Source organism: uncultured Roseobacter sp., from assembly GCF_947491795.1.
Classification (GTDB): Bacteria; Pseudomonadota; Alphaproteobacteria; order Rhodobacterales; family Rhodobacteraceae; genus Roseobacter.
This window is the reverse complement of sequence record NZ_CANLKW010000002.1, coordinates 863891-887584: the sequence shown is the minus strand read 5'-3', so window position 1 is coordinate 887584 and position 23694 is coordinate 863891. Positions and strand designations below refer to the sequence as shown.

22 protein-coding genes and 1 tRNA gene are annotated in these 23694 nt (G+C 58.7%); 7 read left to right on the top strand and 16 right to left on the bottom strand.

The window, feature by feature from the left end:
• The 13 genes from Q1A34_RS11255 to Q1A34_RS11195 all read right to left on the bottom strand — a co-directional run bounded on the left by Q1A34_RS11255 (window position 1) and on the right by Q1A34_RS11195 (window position 14307).
• The gene (locus tag Q1A34_RS11255; protein WP_300033807.1) at window positions 1-399 is read right to left on the bottom strand and encodes a hypothetical protein; all 399 of its coding nucleotides are present in this window, start codon (window positions 397-399) and stop codon (window positions 1-3) included.
• Window positions 380-4630: a DNA-directed RNA polymerase subunit beta' gene (gene rpoC / locus Q1A34_RS11250; protein WP_300033805.1), complete on the bottom strand. Its 4251-nt coding sequence runs from the start codon at window positions 4628-4630 to the stop codon at window positions 380-382. The genes Q1A34_RS11255 and rpoC overlap by 20 nt, the downstream gene beginning before the upstream one ends.
• On the bottom strand, window positions 4627-4911 hold the full coding sequence (locus tag Q1A34_RS11245; protein ID WP_300033803.1) for a hypothetical protein: 285 nt from the start codon (window positions 4909-4911) through the stop codon (window positions 4627-4629). The genes rpoC and Q1A34_RS11245 overlap by 4 nt, the downstream gene beginning before the upstream one ends.
• On the bottom strand, window positions 4908-9044 hold the full coding sequence (rpoB, locus tag Q1A34_RS11240) for a DNA-directed RNA polymerase subunit beta (RefSeq protein WP_300033801.1): 4137 nt from the start codon (window positions 9042-9044) through the stop codon (window positions 4908-4910). Before rpoB ends, Q1A34_RS11245 begins: the two co-directional genes overlap by 4 nt.
• A gap of 264 nt (window positions 9045-9308) precedes the next feature.
• A complete protein-coding gene (rplL, locus tag Q1A34_RS11235) occupies window positions 9309-9683 on the bottom strand; it encodes a 50S ribosomal protein L7/L12 (RefSeq protein ID WP_298845321.1) in 375 nt (124 codons plus the stop codon).
• A 73-nt stretch (window positions 9684-9756) separates the two neighbouring features.
• Window positions 9757-10272, bottom strand: a complete 516-nt coding sequence (rplJ, locus tag Q1A34_RS11230; RefSeq protein WP_300033799.1) for a 50S ribosomal protein L10 — start codon at window positions 10270-10272, stop codon at window positions 9757-9759.
• Between the two features lie 239 nt (window positions 10273-10511).
• Window positions 10512-11210, bottom strand: coding sequence for a 50S ribosomal protein L1 (gene rplA / locus Q1A34_RS11225; RefSeq protein ID WP_300033797.1), 699 nt, complete (start codon window positions 11208-11210; stop codon window positions 10512-10514).
• A gap of 1 nt (window position 11211) precedes the next feature.
• Window positions 11212-11637, bottom strand: coding sequence for a 50S ribosomal protein L11 (gene rplK, locus Q1A34_RS11220; RefSeq protein ID WP_300033795.1), 426 nt, complete (start codon window positions 11635-11637; stop codon window positions 11212-11214).
• A gap of 130 nt (window positions 11638-11767) precedes the next feature.
• Window positions 11768-12301, bottom strand: coding sequence for a transcription termination/antitermination protein NusG (nusG, locus tag Q1A34_RS11215; protein WP_300033794.1), 534 nt, complete (start codon window positions 12299-12301; stop codon window positions 11768-11770).
• A 207-nt stretch (window positions 12302-12508) separates the two neighbouring features.
• On the bottom strand, window positions 12509-12703 hold the full coding sequence (gene secE / locus Q1A34_RS11210; RefSeq protein ID WP_300033792.1) for a preprotein translocase subunit SecE: 195 nt from the start codon (window positions 12701-12703) through the stop codon (window positions 12509-12511).
• 66 nt (window positions 12704-12769) lie between these two features.
• Window positions 12770-13333: a hypothetical protein gene (locus tag Q1A34_RS11205; RefSeq protein ID WP_300033790.1), complete on the bottom strand. Its 564-nt coding sequence runs from the start codon at window positions 13331-13333 to the stop codon at window positions 12770-12772.
• Between the two features lie 160 nt (window positions 13334-13493).
• Window positions 13494-13569 (bottom strand) — tRNA-Trp (locus Q1A34_RS11200).
• Window positions 13570-13656: 87 nt separating this feature from the next.
• Entirely contained in the window at window positions 13657-14307 is a 651-nt protein-coding gene (locus tag Q1A34_RS11195) for a CatB-related O-acetyltransferase (protein ID WP_300033788.1), read from the bottom strand.
• A 227-nt stretch (window positions 14308-14534) separates the two neighbouring features.
• Between Q1A34_RS11195 and Q1A34_RS11190 the strand changes: the two genes are divergently transcribed.
• Window positions 14535-14684: a hypothetical protein gene (locus tag Q1A34_RS11190; RefSeq protein ID WP_300033786.1), complete on the top strand. Its 150-nt coding sequence runs from the start codon at window positions 14535-14537 to the stop codon at window positions 14682-14684.
• A gap of 234 nt (window positions 14685-14918) precedes the next feature.
• On the opposite strand, the gene tuf is transcribed toward Q1A34_RS11190, so the two are convergent.
• From tuf to parC, 3 genes are all read right to left on the bottom strand, one after another.
• Window positions 14919-16094 carry an elongation factor Tu gene (gene tuf / locus Q1A34_RS11185; protein ID WP_300033784.1) on the bottom strand — a complete coding sequence of 392 codons (1176 nt, stop codon included), beginning with the start codon at window positions 16092-16094 and terminating at the stop codon, window positions 14919-14921.
• Between the two features lie 109 nt (window positions 16095-16203).
• Window positions 16204-16788: a hypothetical protein gene (locus Q1A34_RS11180; RefSeq protein ID WP_300033782.1), complete on the bottom strand. Its 585-nt coding sequence runs from the start codon at window positions 16786-16788 to the stop codon at window positions 16204-16206.
• Between the two features lie 105 nt (window positions 16789-16893).
• On the bottom strand, window positions 16894-19197 hold the full coding sequence (parC, locus tag Q1A34_RS11175) for a DNA topoisomerase IV subunit A (RefSeq protein ID WP_300033780.1): 2304 nt from the start codon (window positions 19195-19197) through the stop codon (window positions 16894-16896).
• 194 nt (window positions 19198-19391) lie between these two features.
• Between parC and Q1A34_RS11170 the strand changes: the two genes are divergently transcribed.
• The 6 genes from Q1A34_RS11170 to Q1A34_RS11145 all read left to right on the top strand — a co-directional run bounded on the left by Q1A34_RS11170 (window position 19392) and on the right by Q1A34_RS11145 (window position 23685).
• Window positions 19392-20063 carry an SH3 domain-containing protein gene (locus tag Q1A34_RS11170; RefSeq protein ID WP_300033779.1) on the top strand — a complete coding sequence of 224 codons (672 nt, stop codon included), beginning with the start codon at window positions 19392-19394 and terminating at the stop codon, window positions 20061-20063.
• A gap of 53 nt (window positions 20064-20116) precedes the next feature.
• Window positions 20117-20947 (top strand): SDR family oxidoreductase, encoded by an 831-nt coding sequence (locus tag Q1A34_RS11165; protein ID WP_300034127.1) that lies wholly within the window; start codon window positions 20117-20119, stop codon window positions 20945-20947.
• Window positions 20948-21027: 80 nt separating this feature from the next.
• Window positions 21028-21222, top strand: coding sequence for a twin transmembrane helix small protein (locus tag Q1A34_RS11160; protein WP_300034125.1), 195 nt, complete (start codon window positions 21028-21030; stop codon window positions 21220-21222).
• A gap of 15 nt (window positions 21223-21237) precedes the next feature.
• Window positions 21238-21810, top strand: coding sequence for a cob(I)yrinic acid a,c-diamide adenosyltransferase (locus Q1A34_RS11155; RefSeq protein WP_300033777.1), 573 nt, complete (start codon window positions 21238-21240; stop codon window positions 21808-21810).
• Window positions 21811-22000: 190 nt separating this feature from the next.
• Window positions 22001-22759, top strand: a complete 759-nt coding sequence (locus Q1A34_RS11150; RefSeq protein WP_300033775.1) for an electron transfer flavoprotein subunit beta/FixA family protein — start codon at window positions 22001-22003, stop codon at window positions 22757-22759.
• Window positions 22759-23685: an FAD-binding protein gene (locus Q1A34_RS11145; protein ID WP_300033774.1), complete on the top strand. Its 927-nt coding sequence runs from the start codon at window positions 22759-22761 to the stop codon at window positions 23683-23685. Before Q1A34_RS11150 ends, Q1A34_RS11145 begins: the two co-directional genes overlap by 1 nt.
• Window positions 23686-23694 lie beyond the last annotated feature (9 nt).

The following is a 23694-nucleotide window of genomic DNA, read 5'->3' as shown; positions in this document are numbered from 1 at the left end:
CTAGAGCAGCCCCGGATCTGCGAATTCCGGAGCGCAACTGTCCGCCGACCCGCCGGTCGCCACCGCTGCCGTCGGAAACCCGCGGGCAAAGCCCAGGCCTGTCTGAGCCAGCGGCGCAGGGGCGTCGGAGATGTGAAAGCACAGCCCCCTGCGCCCGGGAGAGTAAGTGCGCGCTGCCGCCTTGTTCTGCATATCAAAAGACCCGTTGTGGTCGGTGGGGGTCAGACCGCAAAACCGCCACAGCCCCATGATTTTCAACCCTGCCGCCATCTGCCACCCGACTTCCTGTCTGCCGGCAACAGACACCGGGTTCGGCAAAAAGAAAAGCCCCCGCCGGGTGCGACCGGCGGGGGCTTTAAGATGTTCAGAGCAGGTCAGCTCAATCGCGGCTGTCTTCATCCGCCGGGATGATGGTGTCAAAGACATCGCCACCCACCATATCGTCGTTTTCCATGACAGGTGCTGCCAGCGCTGCTGCGGCCTCGGCTTCCTCGCGGCGCGCCTCGATCACAACATTGTCGCGGTCCTGGGCAACGCGACGCACTTTCATGGTCGCACCGCCTGTACCTGCCGGGATCAGACGACCCACGATCACGTTTTCCTTGAGACCCACGAGCTTGTCTTTCTTACCCTGCACGGAGGCTTCGGTAAGAACACGCGTGGTTTCCTGGAAGGACGCCGCCGAGATGAAGCTGCGGGTCTGCAGCGACGCCTTGGTGATGCCGAGCAGGATGGGTTCACCCTGTGCCGGACGACCGCCTTTGGCGATGGACTTCTCGTTGGCCTGATCGAACTCCTGCTTGTCGACGTGTTCGCCCTTGAGCAGCGTGGTATCTCCGGATTCCTGGATCTCCCACTTCTGCAGCATCTGACGCACGATAACCTCGATGTGCTTGTCGTTGATCTTCACACCCTGCAGGCGGTAAACGTCCTGGACTTCATCAATCATGTAATCCGCCAGCGCTTCGACACCCATAATCGCGAGGATGTCATGCGGTGCAGGGTTACCGTCCATGATGTAGTCGCCCTTCTGGACAAAATCACCTTCCGCAACCGGGATGTGTTTGCCCTTGGGCACCATGTATTCGACCTTGACGTCCGGATCCTCGGAGCTCTCGATGGCGATACGGCGCTTGTTCTTGTAGTCCTTGCCGTAGCGCACATAGCCGTCGATTTCCGCGATGATGGCGTGGTCTTTGGGGCGGCGCGCCTCAAAGAGTTCGGCCACACGCGGCAGACCACCGGTGATGTCCTTGGTTTTGGCGCCTTCGCGCGGGATACGCGCGACAACGTCACCTGCCTTGATCTCGGTCTGGTCCTCGATAGACAGAACCGCATCCACGGACATCGGATAGGTCACCGGGTTGCCCGCGTCGTTGCGGACCGGCTCGCCATCGGCATCCACCAGGATGATCTCGGGCTTGAGCTCGTTGCCTTTGGGGGCTGCACGCCAGTCGATCACGATCTTCTGTGTCATACCGGTTGCATCGTCGGTCTCGTCCCGCACGGCAATACCGCTGACCAGGTCAACGAATTTGGCCATGCCGGATTTCTCGGCGATGATCGGCAGCGTGTAGGGATCCCACTCAAAGAGCTTGTCGCCGCGGGCCACGTTCTGACCATCGGTGACAAAGAGCTTGGTGCCGTAGCCGACCTTGTGGCTGGCACGTTCCTCGCCATTCTCGTCCTGGATGATCAGCTTCATGTTCCGGCCCATCACCATGATCTCGCCAGAGGCGTTCTCAAGGGTCTGCGCGTTCTCGAACACGACCTTGCCGGAATGGCTGGCCTCGAGGAAGGACTGCTGGCCACCCTGGGCAACGCCGCCGATGTGGAATGTCCGCATCGTCAGCTGTGTGCCGGGTTCACCGATGGACTGTGCGGCGATGATGCCGACAGCTTCACCGGTGTTGACCATCGTACCGCGCGCCAGATCACGGCCATAGCACATGGCACAGACGCCCTCTTCGGCCTCACAGGTCAGCGGGCTGCGGATCCTCGCAGAGGCCACACCGGCCTCTTCGATGATATCCGCCATCCGCTCATCAATCAGCGAACCGGACGCCACGAGAACCTCGTCGGTGCCGGGGCGCATGATGTCCTCGGCCACAACGCGGCCCAGCATACGCTCGCTCAGCGATGCGACAACCTCACCGTCATTGACCGCGGCAACAGCCGTGATCGACGTCTCGGTGCCGCAATCGTTCATGCGCACGATGCAGTCCTGGGCAACGTCCACCAGACGGCGTGTCAGGTAACCGGAGTTCGCTGTTTTCAGAGCGGTATCCGACAGACCTTTCCGCGCGCCGTGCGTGGAGTTGAAGTACTCCAGAACGGTCAGACCTTCCTTGAAGTTCGAGATGATCGGTGTCTCGATGATGTCGCCGTTCGGCTTGGCCATCAGGCCGCGCATCCCGCCGAGCTGTTTCATCTGCGTGACCGAGCCCCGCGCACCGGAGTGCGCCATCATATAGACCGAGTTCGGCTCCATTTCGGCACCGGCATCGTCGCGCTGGCTGGCAGAGATCGAGCCCATCATCGCGTCCGTGACCTTGTCGTTACATTTCGACCAGGCATCGACCACTTTGTTGTACTTCTCACCCTGGGTGATCAGACCGTCCATGTACTGCTGTTCGAAATCCTTCACCAGCTCGCGCGTCTCTTCGACGATCGGCCATTTGGTGTCGGGGATCAGCATGTCGTCCTTGCCAAAGGAAATCCCGGCTTTGAACGCTTCGCGGAAGCCCATTGTCATGATCTGGTCACAGAAAATGACAGACTCTTTTTGTCCGCAATACCGATAAACGGTGTCGATGACCTGCTGCACTTCTTTCTTGCGCAGCAGACGGTTCACCAGCTCGAACGGCGCCTTGGCATTCAACGGCAGGAGCGCGCCCAGACGGATACGTCCCGGCGTGGTTTCAAACCGCTTCATCACCTCAAGACCGTTTTCGTCGATCTGCATGATCCGCGCAGTGATCTTGGAGTGCAGGTGCACAAGCCCTGCGTCCAGCGCGTGCTGAACTTCCTCGACCGAGCCAAAGACCATGCCTTCACCTGGCATGCCTTCACGCGCCAGCGTCGTATAGTAAAGACCAAGGATCATATCCTGCGACGGCACGATGATCGGCGCACCGTTTGCAGGCGACAGAACGTTGTTCGTGGACATCATCAGAACGCGCGCTTCCAGCTGGGCCTCAAGGCTCAGTGGTACGTGCACCGCCATCTGGTCACCGTCGAAGTCCGCGTTAAAGGCGGAACACACGAGCGGGTGCAGCTGGATGGCTTTACCTTCGATCAGAACGGGCTCGAACGCCTGAATGCCAAGACGGTGCAGCGTGGGCGCACGGTTCAGCATGACAGGGTGTTCGCGGATGACCTCGTCCAGAATATCCCAGACCTCGGGGCGTTCCTTTTCGACCAGCTTTTTCGCCTGTTTCACGGTCGAGGACAGACCTTTGGCCTCAAGCCGCGAATAGATAAACGGCTTGAAAAGCTCGAGCGCCATCTTCTTCGGCAGACCACACTGGTGCAGCTTCAGCTCCGGGCCGGTCACAATGACCGAACGACCCGAGAAGTCGACGCGTTTCCCCAGAAGGTTCTGACGGAAACGGCCCTGCTTGCCTTTCAGCATGTCCGACAGCGATTTCAGCGGGCGCTTGTTGGCCCCCGTGATCACGCGGCCACGACGGCCGTTGTCAAAGAGCGCATCAACGGATTCCTGCAGCATCCGCTTTTCGTTACGAACGATGATGTCAGGTGCGCGCAGCTCGATCAGACGCTTCAGACGGTTGTTCCGGTTGATGACCCGACGGTAGAGATCATTAAGGTCCGATGTCGCGAACCGACCTCCATCCAGCGGCACCAGCGGGCGCAGTTCTGGTGGGATCACGGGGATCACTGTCAGCACCATCCACTCCGGGCGGTTGCCGGATTCCAGGAAGCTTTCAACGACCTTGAGGCGTTTGATGATCTTCTTGGGCTTCAGCTCGCCTGTCGCCTCTTTCAGATCAGCGCGCAGCTGCTCTGCTTCGGCTTCCAGATCGATCGCCGCCAGCATTTCGCGGATCGCTTCGGCGCCGATGTTGGCGGTGAAAGCGTCCATGCCGTAGGCGTCCTGGGCGTCCATATACTCTTCTTCGGTCATCATCTGACCGTATTGAAGATCTGTGAGGCCCGGTTCGATCACCACGTAGTTCTCGAAATAGAGCACCCGCTCCAGGTCACGCAGCGTCATGTCCAGCATCAGACCGATGCGGGAGGGCAGCGATTTCAGGAACCAGATGTGCGCAACGGGTGAGGCCAGTTCGATGTGGCCCATACGCTCGCGGCGCACCTTCTGCAGCGTGACTTCCACACCGCATTTCTCGCAGACGACGCCGCGATACTTCATGCGCTTGTATTTACCACACAGGCATTCGTAGTCCTTGATCGGCCCGAAGATGCGTGCGCAGAACAGACCGTCACGCTCCGGCTTGAAGGTCCGGTAGTTGATGGTCTCGGGCTTTTTAATCTCCCCGAAAGACCAGCTCAGGATGCGCTCTGGCGAGGCCAGAGACACCTTGATTTCGTCAAACACCTTGGGCGGTGTCAGCGGGTTAAACGGGTTATTTGTCAGTTCCTGGTTCATTCGGAAACCTCTGCCAATTCGGGGCAGACAAAAAAGTCTGCACGATTGTAATTTCGCTCGGTAATCGTTCCTTTGAGAAGGATACCGTCTAAAGCCTCGCGCGGGGGCGATGTGATCTGTTGACGATCCACTCCACACTCGGTGAAAAAGTCTGTGCCGTTTGCATTCCATTCGGCATAGACTTTGGATCCGTCACGCGCATCCAGATAGTCGGCTCCACCGACTATCTGGCACCCGATAAGGGGCGACGTAGCCAATCCAATGACTACCGCGTTTCTCACTCATCTTCCTCCGCATCCAGGAGTTCCATGTTGAGGCCGAGACCCCGGACTTCTTTGACCAGAACGTTGAAGCTCTCGGGCACGCCCGCTTCAAAGTTGTCCTCGCCTTTGACGATGCTTTCATAAACTTTCGTCCGTCCGGCCACGTCGTCCGATTTCACGGTCAGCATTTCCTGCAGGGTGTATGCAGCGCCGTAGGCTTCCAGAGCCCAGACCTCCATTTCTCCGAAACGCTGGCCACCGAACTGCGCTTTCCCGCCCAGCGGCTGCTGGGTGACAAGGCTGTAAGGCCCGGTCGAGCGCGCGTGGATTTTGTCATCCACAAGGTGGTGCAGTTTCAGCAGGTACTTGATGCCCACGGTCACAGGGCGGGCAAACTGCTCGCCTGTGCGGCCGTCAAAGAGCACCGACTGACCGGAACTGTCAAAGCCCGCGCGGGTCAGCGCGTCGTTCACGTCTGCCTCTTTCGCACCGTCAAAGACCGGCGTCGCAATCGGCACACCGCGTGTGACATTGCCCGCTGCCTCGATCAGCGTATCCTCGTCCATAGTCGCGATGCCTTCGTCATAGACGTTCTCGCCGTAGGCATGGCTCATGGCATCCCGCACAGGGGTCAGGTCGCCGGAGCGACGGTATTCCTGCAGCGCTTCGTCAACGTTGATGCCAAGACCGCGCGCAGCCCAGCCCATATGTGTCTCAAGGATCTGACCGACGTTCATACGTGACGGCACGCCCAGCGGGTTCAGACAGAAATCAACAGGTGTCCCGTCCGCCAGGAACGGCATGTCCTCCATGGGAACCACTTTGGAGATAACACCCTTGTTGCCGTGACGTCCGGCCATTTTGTCGCCCGGCTGCAGCTTGCGCTTCACCGCCACGAAGACCTTGACCATCTTCATCACGCCCGGGGGCAGGTCGTCGCCACGGCGGACTTTCTCGACCTTGTCCTCAAAGCGCGCATCAAGCGCACGTTTCTGGATTTCGTACTGCTCGTTCAGGGCTTCGACCACCTGGGCGTCGGCCTCGTCCTTGAGTGCGAGCTGCCACCACTGACCACGGGACAGCATTTGCAGCAGATCCTCTGTGATCTCGGAGTTTGACGGCACACCTTTGGGGCCTTTGACGGCTACCTTGCCCATGATCATGGATTTGAGACGCGCATAGATGTTGCGATCCAGGATCGCCATCTCGTCGTCCCGGTCACGGGCCAGACGCTCGACTTCCTCACGCTCGATCTGCAGCGCACGTTCGTCTTTTTCCACACCGTGGCGGTTAAAGACGCGCACCTCGACGACCGTACCAAAGTCACCCGGTTTGACGCGCAGCGAGGTGTCGCGTACGTCAGAGGCTTTCTCCCCAAAGATGGCGCGCAGGAGTTTTTCTTCCGGCGTCATCGGGCTTTCGCCCTTGGGTGTGATTTTGCCCACAAGGATATCGCCCGGCTCCACATCGGCACCGATGTAGACGATGCCCGCCTCGTCGAGGTTGCGAAGAGCTTCCTCGCCGACGTTCGGGATATCGCGGGTGATCTCTTCCGGCCCAAGCTTGGTGTCACGTGCGGCGACTTCAAATTCCTCGATGTGGATCGAGGTGAAGACGTCGTCACGGGCAATCCGCTCGGAGATCAGGATGGAGTCCTCATAGTTGTAGCCATTCCAGGGCATGAAGGCGACGACGACGTTCTTGCCAAGCGCCAGTTCACCCATGTCTGTGGACGGGCCATCGGCAACCACCTGACCTTTGGAGACACGGTCGCCCACTTTGACCAGCGGGCGCTGGTTGATACAGGTGTTCTGGTTCGAACGCTGGAATTTACGCATGCGGTAGATGTCCACACCCGCGTCCCCCAGTTCCAGATCCTCTGTCGCGCGGATAACGATCCGGCTGGCATCAACCTGGTCGATCACGCCTGCGCGTTTCGCCATGATCGCCGCACCGGAGTCGCGTGCCACAACTTCTTCGATGCCTGTCCCGACGAGCGGGGCCTCGGCCTGCAGAAGGGGCACCGCCTGACGTTGCATGTTCGAGCCCATCAGAGCGCGGTTGGCGTCGTCATTTTCCAGGAAGGGAATGAGCGATGCCGCAACGGAGACCAGCTGTTTCGGGCTGACGTCGATCAGGTCAACGTTTTCCGAAGGCGACAGCGTGTAGTCACCGGATTTCCGCGTGGAGACCAGATCGTTCACGAACTTCATGTCGCTGTCGAGGTTGGCGTTGGCCTGGGCCACGGTGTGACGCATTTCCTCGGTCGCGGACATATACTGCACCTCGTCGGTCACCTTGCGGTTCTCGACCTTGCGGTACGGTGTTTCAATGAAGCCGTATTTGTTCACGCGGGCAAAGGTTGCCAGCGAGTTGATCAGACCAATGTTCGGGCCTTCCGGCGTTTCAATCGGGCACATCCGGCCATAGTGTGTCGGGTGCACGTCGCGCACCTCAAAGCCCGCACGCTCACGTGTCAGACCGCCTGGTCCAAGCGCCGACAGACGACGTTTGTGCGTCACCTCGGACAGCGGGTTGGTCTGGTCCATGAACTGCGAAAGCTGGCTGGAGCCAAAGAATTCGCGCACAGCAGCAGCCGCTGGTTTCGCGTTGATCAGGTCCTGCGGCATGACCGTGTCAATTTCGACCGAGGACATGCGTTCTTTGATCGCGCGCTCCATGCGCAGCAGACCCACGCGGTACTGGTTTTCCATCAGCTCGCCGACCGAGCGCACACGACGGTTGCCAAGGTGGTCGATGTCGTCGATGTCGCCACGCCCGTCGCGCAGATCGACCAGCGCCTTGATGCAGGCCACAATGTCTTCGCGGCGCAGGGTGCGCTGGGTGTCTTCGGCATCAAGCGCCAGACGCATGTTCATTTTCACACGGCCAACGGCGGAGAGGTCATACCGCTCACTGTCAAAGAACAGCGTATCGAACAGCGCCGAGGCCGCCTCGACGGTGGGCGGCTCGCCCGGACGCATGACGCGGTAAATATCCATGAGCGCGGTATCGCGGTTCATGTTCTTGTCCTGCGCCATGGTGTTGCGCATATAGGGGCCGACGTTGACGTTATCGATGTCGAGCACCGGAATTTCGGTGATGCCCGCATCCACCAGCTCTTTGGCCGTACCGCCAATGAGCGTGCCGTCTTTGTCGTATTCCAGCGTCAGTTCATCACCGGCCTCGACATAGATTGCGCCGTTTTCTTCGTTGATGATGTCTTTGGCTGCGAATTTACCCGCGATGTGGTCATAGGGTAGCAGCAGTTCGGTCACATTGCCTTCGTCGATCAGTTTTTTGACGGCGCGCGGCGTGACTTTCTTGCCTTTTTCAAACAGCACTTCACCGGAACCGGCATCTACCAGATCATATGTCGGGCGGGTCCCGCGCACACGATCGGGGAAGAACGGGGCGACCCAGCCTTTGTTCTTCTCGAGCCTGTAAGTGATGGTGTTGTAATACGCATCCATGATCGCTTCCTGATCAAGACCCAGCGCATAAAGCAGGGTTGTCACAGGCAACTTGCGACGGCGGTCGATGCGCGCAAAGACGATGTCTTTTGCGTCAAATTCAAAGTCCAGCCAGGATCCGCGATAGGGGATGATACGGCAGGCAAAAAGCAGCTTGCCGGAAGAGTGCGTCTTGCCTTTGTCGTGGTCAAAGAACACGCCGGGCGAGCGGTGCATCTGGGAAACGATCACCCGTTCCGTGCCGTTTACCACAAAAGTACCGTTTGGCGTCATCAGGGGCATGTCGCCCATGAACACGTCCTGTTCCTTGATGTCCTTGACGGACTTCGCACCTGTATCCTCGTCCACATCGAATACGATCAGGCGCAGCGTCACCTTGAGCGGCGCGCTGTAGGTCATGTCGCGCTGCTGACATTCCTCAACATCGTATTTGGGTTTCTCGAGGTCATATTTCACGTACTCGAGCGTGGCCGTTTCGTTGAAATCCTTGATCGGAAACACGGAATCAAAGACGCTGGCAATGCCTTCGTCGATGCTTGGTGTGTCCCCGTCGCCGGAGTTCAGGAAAAGGTCATAAGAAGATTTCTGCACCTCAATGAGGTTCGGCATATCCAGAACTTCACGGATTTTGCCATAATATTTACGAAGACGTTTCTGGCCAAGGAACGATTGCGCCATGTCAGGTGTCACCTTTCAGAGTTCTCACCGGTCAGAGCAGCCGTCGGGCCACGGCTCTCCGCCCATACGAGACGATACGTTTCGGTCCATTCTGGCTGCCGTCCCACCGGCAACCTCCCGACCATTGAAGCGTATCCAGGAAAGGGCCCTTTGAAAAAGGCCCTTGCCAGGACAGGCTGAGCCGGACCCGGAAACCTCCGGGTCCAGCTCATTTTTTTCAGCGGGGCTGGCAGGCAGTCATGGCCTGCTCCCCTGAAGACCGGATCAGGCCAGTTCGACCTCGGCGCCAGCTGCTTCCAGCTTGCCTTTGATCTCTTCTGCTTCTGCCTTGTCGCAGCCTTCTTTGATCTTGCCGCCGGCTTCGACCAGGTCCTTGGCTTCTTTGAGGCCCAGACCGGTGATGCCGCGAACTTCTTTGATCACGTTGATTTTCGATGCGCCTGCGTTTTTCAGGACAACGTCGAATTCCGACTTTTCTTCTTCCGCGGCACCAGCGCCGTCAGCAGGACCAGCCATCATCACTGCGCCGCCAGCTGCGGGCTCGATGCCGTACTCATCCTTGAGGATTGTTTTCAGTTCTTGTGCTTCAAGCAGGGTCAGACCAACGATCTCTTCTGCCAGTTTTTTCAGATCAGCCATGTTCAGCTCTTTCCGTTAACGATATGTGTGTTCCAACGTCGCGTTTTCAACCCGACGCCGGTTTGACGATGCTTTATGCGGCCGCCTTGTCCTCGATTGTGGACAAGATGGATGCGATATTGCTTGCAGGTGCGCCAATGGCCCCGGCGATGTTGGAAGCAGGTGCGCCCAGCATGCCCGCGATCGTGGAGATAAGCTCCTCGCGCGAAGGCATTTTGGACACGGCTTCTACACCGGCGACGTCCAGTGCGTTCTCACCCATTGCACCGCCGAGGATGACAAACTTGTCATTGCCCTTGGCGTAGTCCTGAGCAACCTTGGCCGCAGCCACAGGATCCTCAGAATAGGTCAGAACGGTCATACCCGTCAGAAGGTCGGCAATGCTTTCGCATGGCTTGCCCTCAAGGGCGATCTTGGCGAGCCTGTTTTTGGCAACACGCACAGACCCACCCGCTTCACGTGCTTTCGCGCGCAGGTCCTGCATTTCAGCAACTGTCAGACCGGCGTAGTGGCTAACCACAACGACGCCAGAGCTTTCAAAGATCTGGCCGAGTTCGTCGACCAGCTGTTCTTTTTGTGCTCTATCCACAGTTTCACTCCAATTGTGGGAGGCATCTGCCTCCCGGCTCAGTTCAGGGTGCGATGGTCTGCGCCCGTTTCGGGTCCAATTCAGGGTCCCGAGACCAAAACCGCCCGAAGGCTGGAATTTTCTCGTTTCCCATCTCAGGAAGGAATTATTCGGGATGATCCCCGAACCCTCCGTCTCGGACAGAAGCAGGGCCAGTATATCGGCCCTGCCTATCTGGCGGGTCACCCCACCAAATCTGGTTACTCAGTTACGGCGTTATCGACCGAAACAGAAACGCCGGGGCCCATTGTGGAGCTCAGCGCGATTTTTTTCATGTAGGAGCCCTTGGCACCTGTTGGTTTGGCTTTGGACACAGCGCTTACAAAGGCGCGGATGTTCTCGACCAGTTTGGCCTCGTCAAAGCTCAGTTTGCCAACGCCTGCGTGCACAACGCCGCCTTTTTCCGCTTTGAACTGAACTTCGCCGCCTTTTGCTGCTTTCACAGCGGCTTCAACGTCCATTGTCACGGTGCCGACCTTGGGGTTCGGCATCAGGTTACGCGGGCCCAGAACCTTGCCCAGACGGCCGACGATCGGCATCATGTCCGGTGTTGCAATGCAGCGGTCAAAGTCGATTTTGCCACCCTGCACGGTTTCCATCAGATCCTCTGCGCCGACGATATCTGCGCCAGCCTTTTCAGCTTCTTCAGCTTTCGGGCCGCGGGCGAAGACTGCAACACGTACAGTTTTGCCTGTGCCGTTCGGCAGACCGACCACACCGCGGACCATCTGGTCTGCGTGACGCGGGTCAACACCGAGGTTCATTGCGATCTCGACGGTTTCGTCGAACTTGACGTTCGAGTTACCTTTGATCAGCGCCACGGCCTCTTCGACTGTGACGTTCTCTTTGCCGGCGAATGCTTCGCGTGCGGCGCGGGTTCTTTTACCGAGTTTTGCCATCTTATTTCACCTCGATGCCCATAGAGCGGGCGGAGCCCAGGATAATCTGCATGGCGGCCTCGACAGAGTTCGCATTCAGATCATTCATTTTTGCTTCAGCAATCTCACGGATCTGTTTGGAGCTGACGGAGCCCACAGTCTCACGGCTGGGATTGTTCGCGCCGGATTTCACCTTGGCGGCCTTCTTGAGGTAGTAAGACGCAGGCGGCGTCTTGATATCCATCGTGAAGGATTTGTCCTGGTAGTATGTGATCACGGTCGGGCACGGGGCACCCGGCTCCATGTCTGCTGTTTTGGCGTTGAACGCTTTGCAGAATTCCATGATGTTGATGCCGCGCTGACCCAGCGCCGGTCCGACCGGCGGGGAGGGGTTTGCCTGCCCTGCGGGCACCTGCAGCTTCATGCTGCCTACGAGTTTCTTGGCCATCGGCCTTCTCCTTTTCCAACCCTTCGGCAGCGCGCTGCCTCCGGTTCATCCGCAGCCCGCCCGGGGCTGCTCCTGTTGCCGTGGTCCGGTCCGGGTGCCGCGGCACCCTCGCCTCCCACGTCCGAGCACGTCAGGTCTGTTTGTTGACCTGCGTGTATTCCAGTTCGACCGGTGTCTCCCGGCCAAAGATCGAGACCGACACCTTCAGGCGCTGGTTCTCGTCATCCACTTCTTCGATCATGCCGTCAAAGTCCTCGAACGGACCATCGGCAACCTTGACCTTTTCACCCACTTCAAAGTGGATGAGCGTGCGCGGCGCATCTTCGCCTTCCTGCACGCGGTTGAGGATCGCGTTCACCTCAGCATCGCGCATCGGCATCGGACGCCCCTGCGGCCCCAGGAAACCGGTGACGCGGTTGATCGAGTTGATCAGGTGGTATCCCTGATCCGACATTTCCATGTGAACAAGTACATAGCCGGGCATGAACCGGCGTTCCGCCGTGACTTTCTTGCCGCGCCGGACCTCGATCACCTCTTCGGTAGGGACCAGTACCTCGTCGATCTGATCGTCGAGACCCTGCTCGGCAGCGGACGTACGGATTTGCTCTGCGATCTTCTTTTCGAAGTTCGACAGGACACTGACCGAATACCACCGCTTTGCCATCTGAACCCTGATCCCTGTCTGTCACGCGGCCTGAACGGGCCGCTAAATTCACTGCTTTTCAGACACTTATGCCTGCTCACCAGAATAAAAAATCGGCGCGCAACTCGAATCGCCGCACGCCCTGTATCTGGTCAGGGTTGCGGCATACTCCGCAGAGCCCAATGTTTCAAGAGGTTTCAGGCGTTTTTTGAACGTCGCTGTTCGGTGTCACCCGAACATATTCAGAACGGCCTGCAGGCCACCGCGGATGATAATATCAACGGTCGCAAAGAATACCGCGAACAGCGCAGACAGGATAAACACCATCACCGTGGTCAGCATGACCTCGCGGCGGGTCGGCCATACAACTTTTGCTACCTCAGCACGGGCCTGCTGAACGAACTGAAAAGGATTGGTCGCCATGGATCACCTGAAAGATTGCTCTGAGGTCCGCATGTATCCAGCGCAACCACAGAATTCAAGAGCGTTTCACAGCCCGCCCCGAATGTCGGCACCCGATGACAACCGGTTCAGCCGGTCAGAGACGATGGCCGTGTGCCGTGCTTCTGCTTCCGCCGTCGCCCGAAAGTCGGGAAACTGCAGATGTTGTGCCAGTGCCGGCGGCAGATACCCTGTCAGTCGAGCCCATTTCCGCATCGCAATCCACACACGTGCCCGCCAGCGCCGGGCCTCCCGAGGATTGAGGCGGGCAAAACGGTCGGACAGGCGAGAAAAAACGGCCACTGAGCGCTCTGGCCCGAGGCACCAGAAGGCCACCGCCCCCACCAACAGACTGATCAAAAGAATGCTCAGCACAAAGCCTGGCTGCAACAACACCAAAAGCACGAGACCAGTGATCAGAATTGCCTTGCGATCAGGTCTGTACGATCCGATGGCGCTCACTGCCACGCTTACCAGCCTGTGCATCACAAGTTTCCTCTGATCTGTTTGATCAGCAGCCTGTCGTGCCGGGCCTGCAGCAGTTTGGTGTCCGGACATCAGATTGCGCACAGCGGCAACATCACTGTCCACCGTCTGAGGCTTCTGGTTCATCTGTTGTTCCGACAAGATGGAAATCCTCCGGATCGTTGCCCACCGCGTTCGGGTAGACCACATCCAGGGCGTCAGCATGTCAGAGAGACGGTATTTTCCGGGCAGTCAAAGCGAACGCCCGACAGGGCCGCGCAACAATACTGTGAGCATTTGGGGAAAGTGGCAGGGGCTGAGGGACTCGAACCCACGACCCTCGGTTTTGGAGACCGATGCTCTACCAACTGAGCTAAACCCCTGTACCGCTGAGTGGCGTATTCGGAATCAGGCAGTTGTTCAAGAGGGATCAGAGCGGTCAGACGTAAAAATACGCGGACCTGCGGGCCTCACACTGCTTCAAGCGCATCGATATCCGCCCCGGTGATCAGCGCTTCGTGCCCGATGATCTTTTCGATTGGCCAGTCCCACCAGGCTAGCTGCATCAGACGACTGATCACATCCTCGGGAAACCGGAGGCGTATGATCCGCCCCGGATTGCCGACCACAACAGAATAATCAGGTATATCGCCCGCGACGACACTGCCTGCGCCGATGATCGCACCACGCCCGATCTGCGCACCGGCCAGAACGCAGGCATCGCGCCCTATCCATACGTCATGCCCCACAACGGTGTCGCGCCCGCGAGGGAATTCCTGATGGTAGGTCAGCAAGCGATCAGGATCATGGATCGCAAAGGGATAGGTCGAAAAACCGGACATCAAGTGATTGGCGCCATGTGTGATGAAACGCACCCCTTCGGCAATCTGAACAAAACGCCCGATGACCAGACGGTCGGCTGCATTGGCATAAAGGTAAGGCGCCAGCCGCGCGGCCCAGCCATCCGGCGTGTCCGTCGGGTTGGAATCGCTGGCATAGCTGTAGGCGCCCACACTGATACGCGGATGTTCCAGTGCCGCCTGCAAAAAAACGTTTTGTGTGACCGCAGTTCCATCTGGCAGCCGCACAGGATGAAGCGTGTCCGGAGAAGGGTATTTCATCTGGCTCCGGTCCCATTCTCAAAGCGGAATTGCCCGGATTTCAAAGCAGGCAACCGGAAAAGTTAAAAAAGTACAGCATCTGTGAACTGGATTACGGAACGTCACCTGACACCGGGTTATGGTCATTACATACCGGCACAACAGCCCGGTTGAGACAACAGACAGTTTAAGACGCGTAACAGGTTTTCAGGTTCAGATTTAAAACACCGGACAAGGGGATACCCAAAATGAAATTCAGAACACTCGCCATTATTGCTGCACTTTCCACCGCTCTTATGGGATGTGCTGAAAACGGATACTACCCGATCTCCGGTACAGAAATCGGCGCAGCAGACCAGGTACAGTTCATGTCTCCTCCCCACGTGGTACAGTACTGAGCGCCACCGCACGCTGCGTTAGTGCGGGAAGGGCCACCGGAATTTCCGGTGGCCTTTTTTCCTGTACCGCTGGTGATCAGACCGCCCGGTATTGGTTGATTTAAAGCCCCCCCTTTCCGCCATCTGTGCACAGCAAAAAGGCCACCCCGGGGGGCGGCCTTTCTGTCTGAACCGTCTGACTGCGCTCCTGCTGTCTCCCCCCCGGGGGCCGGCAGGACGTGCAGGGCCGGGGCCTTATTCAGTGATCTTGGACACAACGCCCGCGCCGACCGTACGGCCGCCTTCGCGGATCGCAAAGCGCAGACCCTGCTCCATCGCGATCGGCGCGATCAGCTCAACGCCAAAGGAGACGTTGTCGCCGGGCATCACCATCTCGGTGCCCTCGGCCAGCTGAACCGTGCCGGTCACATCCGTGGTCCGGAAGTAGAACTGCGGACGGTAGTTCGCAAAGAACGGCGTGTGACGGCCACCCTCATCCTTGGTCAGGATATAGGCTTCTGCCTCGAACTTGGTGTGCGGTGTCACGGAACCCGGCTTGCAGAGAACCTGACCACGCTCAACACCTTCACGGTCGATGCCGCGCAGCAGGGCGCCGATGTTGTCGCCTGCCTCACCGCGGTCCAGCAGTTTGCGGAACATTTCAACACCTGTGCAGGTGGTCTTTTTCGTGTCGCGGATACCGACGATCTCGATCTCGTCGCCCACGTTGATCACGCCACGCTCCACACGGCCTGTCACAACAGTACCACGGCCGGAGATCGANAAGACGTCCTCGACCGGCATCAGGAACGGCTGATCCACCGCACGCTCAGGCGTCGGGATGTACTCGTCCACAGCCGCCATCAGCTTTTTGATCGATTCTTCACCGATCTCAGGGTTGTTGCCTTCCATCGCCGCGAGCGCCGAGCCGGGGATGATCGGAATGTCGTCGCCAGGGTACTCATAGGAGGACAGCAGCTCGCGGATCTCCATTTCAACCAGTTCCAGCAGCTCTTCGTCGTCCACCTGGTCCACTTTGTTCATGTAGACAACCATGTGCGGAATGCCGACCTGACGGCCCAGCAGGATGTGCTCGCGTGTCTGCGGCATCGGGCCGTCAGCGGCGTTCACAACCAGGATCGCGCCGTCCATCTGGGCGGCACCGGTGATCATGTTCTTGACGTAGTCCGCGTGGCCGGGGCAGTCGACGTGCGCATAGTGGCGCGCTTCGGTTTCGTACTCAACGTGCGCCGTCGAGATCGTGATCCCGCGGGCTTTCTCCTCGGGCGCGCCGTCAATCTGGTCATACGCCTGGAAATCACCAAAATACTTCGTGATCGCCGCCGTCAGCGTCGTCTTGCCGTGGTCAACGTGACCAATCGTGCCGATGTTTACGTGCGGTTTCGTCCGTTCAAACTTTGCCTTTGCCATGAGTGTGGCGCCCTTTTTTCTGAGGGGTCACGTCCGCGACCCTGTCGTTCACATGGCGCGGCATTTATTGGCATCTGACAGGAAAATCAAGCACGACCTGCGTGATCCGTCAGCGGCTTTCCGGTTCCGGCTTCTCGCCGGTGTCGATCCTGGCATCTTCGGTGAACCATCCGTATTCGGCATTCTGGGCGACGAGATAATTTTCAACGGCCTTGGCTACACTCCGTGACATCTCCTGCAGTTGCTGGTCGCCGGTTTTCAGCAGGCCGGAGCCGAAAACATTCTGCCCGGACAATTCCTCGAGCACGGTGATCTGCGCGGGCTCTGTATTCAGTTTGGCACCCAGTGCGTCATCCCAGACCGTCAGCTGAACAATCATGGCAGACTTGGGCGACAGCAGAACGGGAATACCCGGTTTGGCCAGAACGTAGGCCTCGACACTCAGACCGAAGTGATAGTCTTTGGGGCCGTCGTATCTGTCAAACCGTTCGGCCATCGCTGCCTGAATGGAAGCCGTCAGCTCATCTTTGGGTACTTCGCGGCTGGCCGGGCCTTTTGCAACCTTGGGCGCAACAACCACATTGTGGCCCAGGCTGAAATCCCCAAGCGGCACTGCCGGGTCGTTCAGATCCGCACTGTTCACACAAGCCGAGAGCGCCAGCGCACCCAGCATCCAGACTGCTTTTTTCAACATAACTGCCTCTTTTCCTGCCTGATCAACTGCTAGCCTATGGCATTCGTCAGCGCAATGCGCCGCCGTGCTGCATTCGGCAGGAAGAGGCCGGGCACGGTTCTGCGGTCAGGTAAACCGGTTGTCTCTGGGGAAACCACGGGGGGCCATCCGGCCCGCGCCGGCGCGCTTGCCGGACCACTCGTCCAGCGCGGTCTCTGTCCGTGTCCGGCCTGCTGGGTCAAGCCAAGACAGCCCTTCGGCGCGCAGAAATGTCGTTGCATCCGACAGACCGCCATCTTTGTATTTTTGCAGACGGACACCTTTGCCACGGCCCATTTCCGGCAGTTCATCAAGCCCAAAGACCAGCACCTTGCGGTTTTCACCAACCACGGCGACGCTGTCACCGGTGACGGGCCTGCACACCAGCGCGCGGGTGTCACCGCGCACATTCAGCACCTGTTTGCCGCTGCGGGTCTGGGCCACAACATCGTTTTCGGGCACCACAAATCCGTCACCTGCGTTCGAGGCGACCAGCAGCCTGCGATCCGGCCTGTGGGTCAGGATCGTCACGATATCCGCCTCGTTGGGCAGATCAACCATCAGGCGCAGGGGTTCTCCCATACCGCGGCCCCCGGGCAGGTTGGCGGCCGAAACGGTATAAAAACGACCGTTCGTGCCAAACACCAACAGCCTGTCGGTCGTTTCAGCATGGAAAATAAAGCGCGGGCCGTCACCGTCCTTGAACTTCAGCTCGCGGTTGAGATCGATGTGACCGGTCATAGCACGGACCCAGCCCATCTGAGAGCAGACAACCGTAATGGGCTCGCGGTCGATCATCGCCTCGATGGGCACTTCCTCAATCTCGCCGCCCTCGGCAAAGGTACTGCGGCGGGCACCGCCATCCCAGTCTTTGCCGAATTGCTTTTTCGTCTCGCGCAGCTGGGCCGCGATGCTGTCCCATTGCAGGGAGGGATTTTCCAGCAGATCCTCCAGGCCTGCACGTTCTTCCATGAGCGCTTCCTGCTCGCGCAGAAGTTCCATCTCCTCAAGACGGCGCAGGGACCGCAGGCGCATGTTCAGAATGGCTTCGGCCTGAACCTCGCTCAGTTCCCCTTCGCCGGGTGCTGGTGATACATAGTCGGCCTCGTCCTGTGCGCGGACGTGGGTCCTGCCCCAGTCTTCGCGCATCAGCGCGCCTTTGGGATCATCATCATAACGGATTATGTCGATTACCCGGTCGAGATTGAGGAAGGCTATGACAAAGCCCTCGAGCACCTCAAGCCGGTGGTCAATCTTCTCCATCCGGTGGGTCGAGCGCCGGATCAGAACTTCCTGGCGGTGATCAAGGAATGCGCGCAGCACCTCTTTCATGGAGCAGACTTTGGGCGTCACACCATCGATCAGCACGTTCATGTTAAGTGAGAACCGCACCTCGAGATCCGACGACCGGTACAGCATGCCCATCAGCACTTCCGGATCCACATTCTTGGACCGGGGCTCCAGGATCATCCGGATATCGTCCGCACTTTCATCACGCACATCCGCCAGGATCGGGATTTTCTTGGTCTGGATGACTTCAGCAATCTTTTCGATCAGCTTGGATTTCTGAACCTGGTACGGGATCTCGGTGACCACAATCTGCCACTGGCCGCGGCCCAGATCTTCCACTTCCCAGCGACAGCGCAGACGGAAAGACCCGCGGCCTGTCCTGTAGGCCGTGGCAATGTTTTCGGGCGGCTCCACAATCACGCCACCGGTCGGAAAATCCGGCCCTGGCACGTATTTCAGCAGCGTGTCGTCGCGCGCATCAGGTGATTTGATCAGATGGATGCAGGCATCACAAAGCTCGGCAATATTGTGCGGCGGGATATTGGTCGCCATGCCGACCGCAATACCTGACGCGCCATTGGCCAGCAGATTAGGAAACTGCGCCGGCAGAACAGCCGGTTCGGTCAGCGTGCCGTCATAGTTCTCGCGAAAATCGACGGCATTTTCGTTGAGCCCTTCGAGCATCGCTTCGGCAACAGCCGTCATGCGTGCTTCGGTGTAGCGGCTGGCCGCCGGGTTATCCCCGTCGATGTTGCCAAAATTTCCCTGCCCGTCGACCAGCGGATAGCGTACGTTGAAATCCTGGGCTAGACGCGCCATCGCGTCATAAATCGCCGCATCCCCATGCGGGTGATAGTTGCCCATCACATCGCCCGAAATTTTGGCCGACTTGCGAAAGCCACCTGTGGAGGTCAGCCGCAGCTCGCGCATCGCAAAAAGAATTCTGCGGTGCACCGGCTTGAGCCCGTCGCGCGCATCCGGCAACGCGCGGTGCATGATCGTGCTGAGCGCATAGGTCAGATACCGGTCACCCAGTGCCCGGCGCAAAGGTTCAGAAAGGTCCCGGGACGCAGGATCGGTTGTGTCGGTTTCATCAGCCATTGCCATTGTGTAACGAGCCGCCAGGGGGCGGACAAGACGCATAACGCAGCCGCCGTTACCCGCCTGCAACACAGCTGGCTGTGATGTTTTTCCCGCTATTTTCCCACTCACAGAAAAAAATCTGATCTGTTAGGGACCTCAATGGGCGGTCTGTGTGTTATGCTCACACGCCGATGGGAGTGGGATGTTCTGTTATGAAGTTGTTTATTGTTCTGGTTTTGGGTTTCCTGACGCTTGGTTTTTATGAGCTGAGTGGCGGCTCGGATTTTGATCCGGTCGCAGCGCGTGAAGCTGCTGTACTGGCCCGTGTGCAGGAAGCGGCCGACAAAGCGCCGGGGCCTGTGAAGGTCGCTGCTTTGCCCGCACGGGAGATCGCGGAGCCCGTTGCCCGCGTTCAGAATGCGCCCGAAAGTGAAGCCACCGTAACCCGCGCATCACTGAACCTGACCGCCTTTGATGCGGTTGCAAATGCCGCACCACTGGCTGCCGTGACGGCAGAGCCAAAGCTGGAAGGGCTGGCTGATGAGGCTCGCCCTGCAGCGATCGTTGCACAAGGCGTTTCGCTGGAAGTGCCCGGCATGGCAGAAGGTGCGGAAGAGACCGGCACCATCCCGAGCCTAGTCTTTGAAGGCAAAAAACTGGCGTCCACGGACGTGACCGATCCCCAAACCGTTGTCCGCACTGTCGCGGGCGATCTGGTGAACGTGCGCGGTGGCCCCGGCACAGGTTACAGGGTCGTCAACCAGCTGAAGAAAGATGCTATGGTCGAAGTGATCGCCGACAACGGCGCAGGCTGGGTCCAGCTGCGTCCGGTTGACGGCAGCCCGTCCGGCTGGATGGCTGATTTCCTGCTCAACGACGGTTAGGATTGCACAGGCCCGCCGAAAAAGGCATCTCCCTGCGGTGAAGCGGGGGGTACATTGTGCAGAAATCGATTCTTATCACAGGGTGCTCCTCGGGCATTGGCTATGCCGCTGCGGTGGGGCTGCGTGCCGATGGCTGGCGCGTTTTTGCCGCCTGCAGGCGACAAGAGGACTGTAAACGCCTTCAGGCCGAGGGCTTCGAAAGCCCGCTCATCGATTACACGGACACGGCGACCATTACCGCAGGGCTGGAAGAGGTGCTGCAGGCCACGGGCGGAACGCTGGACGCCCTGTTGAACAATGGTGCACATGGCACGCCCGGCGCGGTCGAGGACCTGCCAACAGAAGCGCTGCGTGAGATTTTCGAGGCGAATTTCTTTGGCTGGCATACGCTGACGCGTGCCGTTATCCCGGTGATGCGCAAACAGGGCCACGGGCGGATCCTTCAGTGTTCTTCCGTTCTGGGTTTTGTCACACTGCCCTGGCGGGGTGCCTATAACGCCACCAAATTCGCGCTCGAAGGACTGACAGATACGCTGCGGGTCGAGATGCGCGATACCGACATACACGTGGTGCTGATCGAGCCCGGGCCGGTCACGTCAAAAATCCGCGAAAACTCGATCCCGCATTTTGAGCGCTGGATTGACTGGCAAACATCACCCCGGCGGACAGACTATGAAAACCTGCTCAACAAGCGGCTCTATCACAGCAGTGGGCCCGACAAATTTGAGCTGCCGCCGGAAGCCGTGGTTCAGAAAATGCGCCATGCGCTGACGGCTGCCCGGCCCAGACCGCGTTATTATGTCACGACACCGACCTACATTATGGGCACGCTGCGGCGCATTCTGCCGACGCGCGCACTGGACTGGGTGTTGTCGCGCACCTGAAAGCGCGCTCCAGCGTCGCATATGCCTCGTTTTTCTGAACACGCCACCTACATGCAAGCCGAACTGATAAAAGGACTGTTATCGTGGACCCGCTCTTTGCCCTCGTCGTCATCGCCTGTCTGGCGGTTGTTGTTATCCTGGTGTTTGGCCTCGGCGGGTTTGCCGGCGGCGGAAAATTCAACAAGGAAAACTCGAACAAGCTGATGCGCTGGCGGATCGGAGCCCAGTTTGTCGCGGTGATCCTGATCCTGATTTATGTCTATTTCCGCAACTGAGGAGGCTGACCCACAATGGTCGTGCTGAGCAAAATCTACACTAAAACAGGCGATGCCGGAGAAACCGCTCTGGGTAACGGTGCGCGCGTGGCGAAACACTCCAGCCGCGTCGCCGCCTACGGCACCGCGGATGAGCTGAACTCCTTTGTGGGTGTCGCGCGTCTTGAGGCTAATGGCGATGTCGATGCCGCCCTCAGTCGCATTCAGAATGATCTCTTCGACATTGGCGCTGATCTTTGCCGCCCGGACATGGAGCAGGATGCCGAAGCCGAGTACCCGCCCCTGCGCGTCGCAGAAGCCCAGGTGGAACGTCTCGAATCCGAAATCGACCTGATGAACAGTGATCTTGAGACCCTTCGCAGCTTTATCCTGCCGGGCGGCACGGCGCTTGCGGCGCATCTGCATGTCTGCCGGACCGTATCGCGCAGAGCAGAACGGCTGTGCGTTGAGCTGGCGACAATGGAATCCATCAATCCGGCCGCAGTGAAATACCTCAACCGCCTCAGTGACTGGTTCTTTGTCGCAGCACGCACCGCAAACAACGGCGGAAAAGATGATGTTCTGTGGGTACCAGGGGCCAACCGCTGACGCCCCATGCTGCACGTAGCGGATCGGAAACTTTTGCCCCTGAGCCTGAAATTCGTAAAGAACGCGGCGTTCCCGGACCGGATCGCGACGATTTTGCACTGTTTCCGATGCAACTTGCCGGGTAAACCACGCTTCAGAAAACGTCGAACTCGCGCGGCAGCGTGAGTCGCAAACAAGGAGAGATGCGCCAATGAAGGTTCTGGTACCTGTCAAACGCGTGATCGACTACAACGTAAAAGTGCGCGTCAAAGCGGACGGCTCCGGTGTCGATCTTGCCAATGTGAAAATGTCGATGAACCCCTTCGACGAGATTTCCGTCGAGCAGGCGATCCGCCTGAAGGAAGCGGGTCAGGCTGACGAGGTTGTCGTCGTCTCCGTCGGCGTAAAGCAAAGCCAGGAAACCCTGCGCACCGCGCTCGCCATGGGTGCCGACCGTGCCATTCTGGTGATCGCAGCTGACGATGTGCACAATGACATTGAACCCCTCTCTGTTGCCAAAATCCTCAAAGCCATCGTCGACGAGGAACAACCCGGTCTGGTGCTCTGTGGCAAACAGGCCATCGACAACGACATGAACGCCACCGGCCAGATGCTGGCAGCGCTCATGGGCTGGTCGCAGGCCACATTCGCGTCCGAGGTTGCCATCGAGGGTGACAAGGCCGTGGTAACCCGCGAAGTGGACGGCGGTCTGCAAACGATCAAAGTCAGCATGCCAACGGTTGTCACGGTTGACCTGCGCCTGAATGAGCCGCGCTATGCCTCGCTGCCGAACATCATGAAAGCCAAGAAAAAGCCGCTGGATGAAAAGACAGCCGCTGACTACGGCGTCGACGTCACGCCACGGCTGGAAGTGGTCAAAACAGTCGAGCCCGAAGCACGTGCGGCGGGCATCAAAGTGGGTTCGGTGGACGAACTGGTGGCGAAACTCAAAGAAGCGGGGGCTGTGTAATGGCTGTTCTTCTCCTTGCAGAAATCAATGACGGCGAACTGGCGATGGATGCCACCGCCAAGGCCGTGACAGCCGCACAGGCGCTGGGTGATGTCACTGTTCTGGCAACCGGTGCTACCTGTGCCGCTGCCGCGGCTGAGGCTGCGACCATCTCGGGCGTTGCTAAAGTGCTCTGTGCCGAAGATGCGCTTTATGGCAAACGCCTGGCCGAACCGGTCGCCGATCTGATCGTTTCGCTTGCGGGCGACTATTCGCACATCGTTGCGCCTGCGACGACCGACGCGAAAAACATCATGCCCCGCGTCGCGGCATTGCTGGACGTGATGGTGATTTCCGATGCAACCGCCGTTGTGGACGCTGACACTTTTGAACGCCCGATCTATGCGGGCAACGCCATGCAGACCGTCAAATCTGCTGATGCGAAAAAAGTGATTACATTCCGTGGCTCTACCTTTGATGCGGCGGCCACTGGCGGCTCAGCTGCAGTGGAGACCATCAGTGCTGCAGCGGACCCTGCCCTGTCTGAATGGGTTGAGGACAAAGTGGCGGCGTCTGACCGCCCTGAACTCACATCAGCCGGTGTGGTCGTATCCGGCGGGCGCGGTGTCGGGTCTGAGGATGACTTTGCTCTGATCGAGAAACTGGCCGACAAACTGGGCGCCGCTGTCGGCGCGTCCCGTGCGGCTGTGGATTCCGGTTACGCACCCAACGACTGGCAGGTCGGACAGACAGGCAAGGTTGTTGCACCTGATCTCTATGTCGCTGTTGGTATTTCCGGCGCGATCCAGCACCTTGCGGGTATGAAAGACAGCAAAATCATTGTCGCAATCAACAAAGATGAGGAAGCCCCCATCTTCCAGGTTGCTGACTATGGTCTGGTGGCAGACCTGTTCACTGCTGTACCGGAACTGATCGAGAAAATCTGACGCTCACAT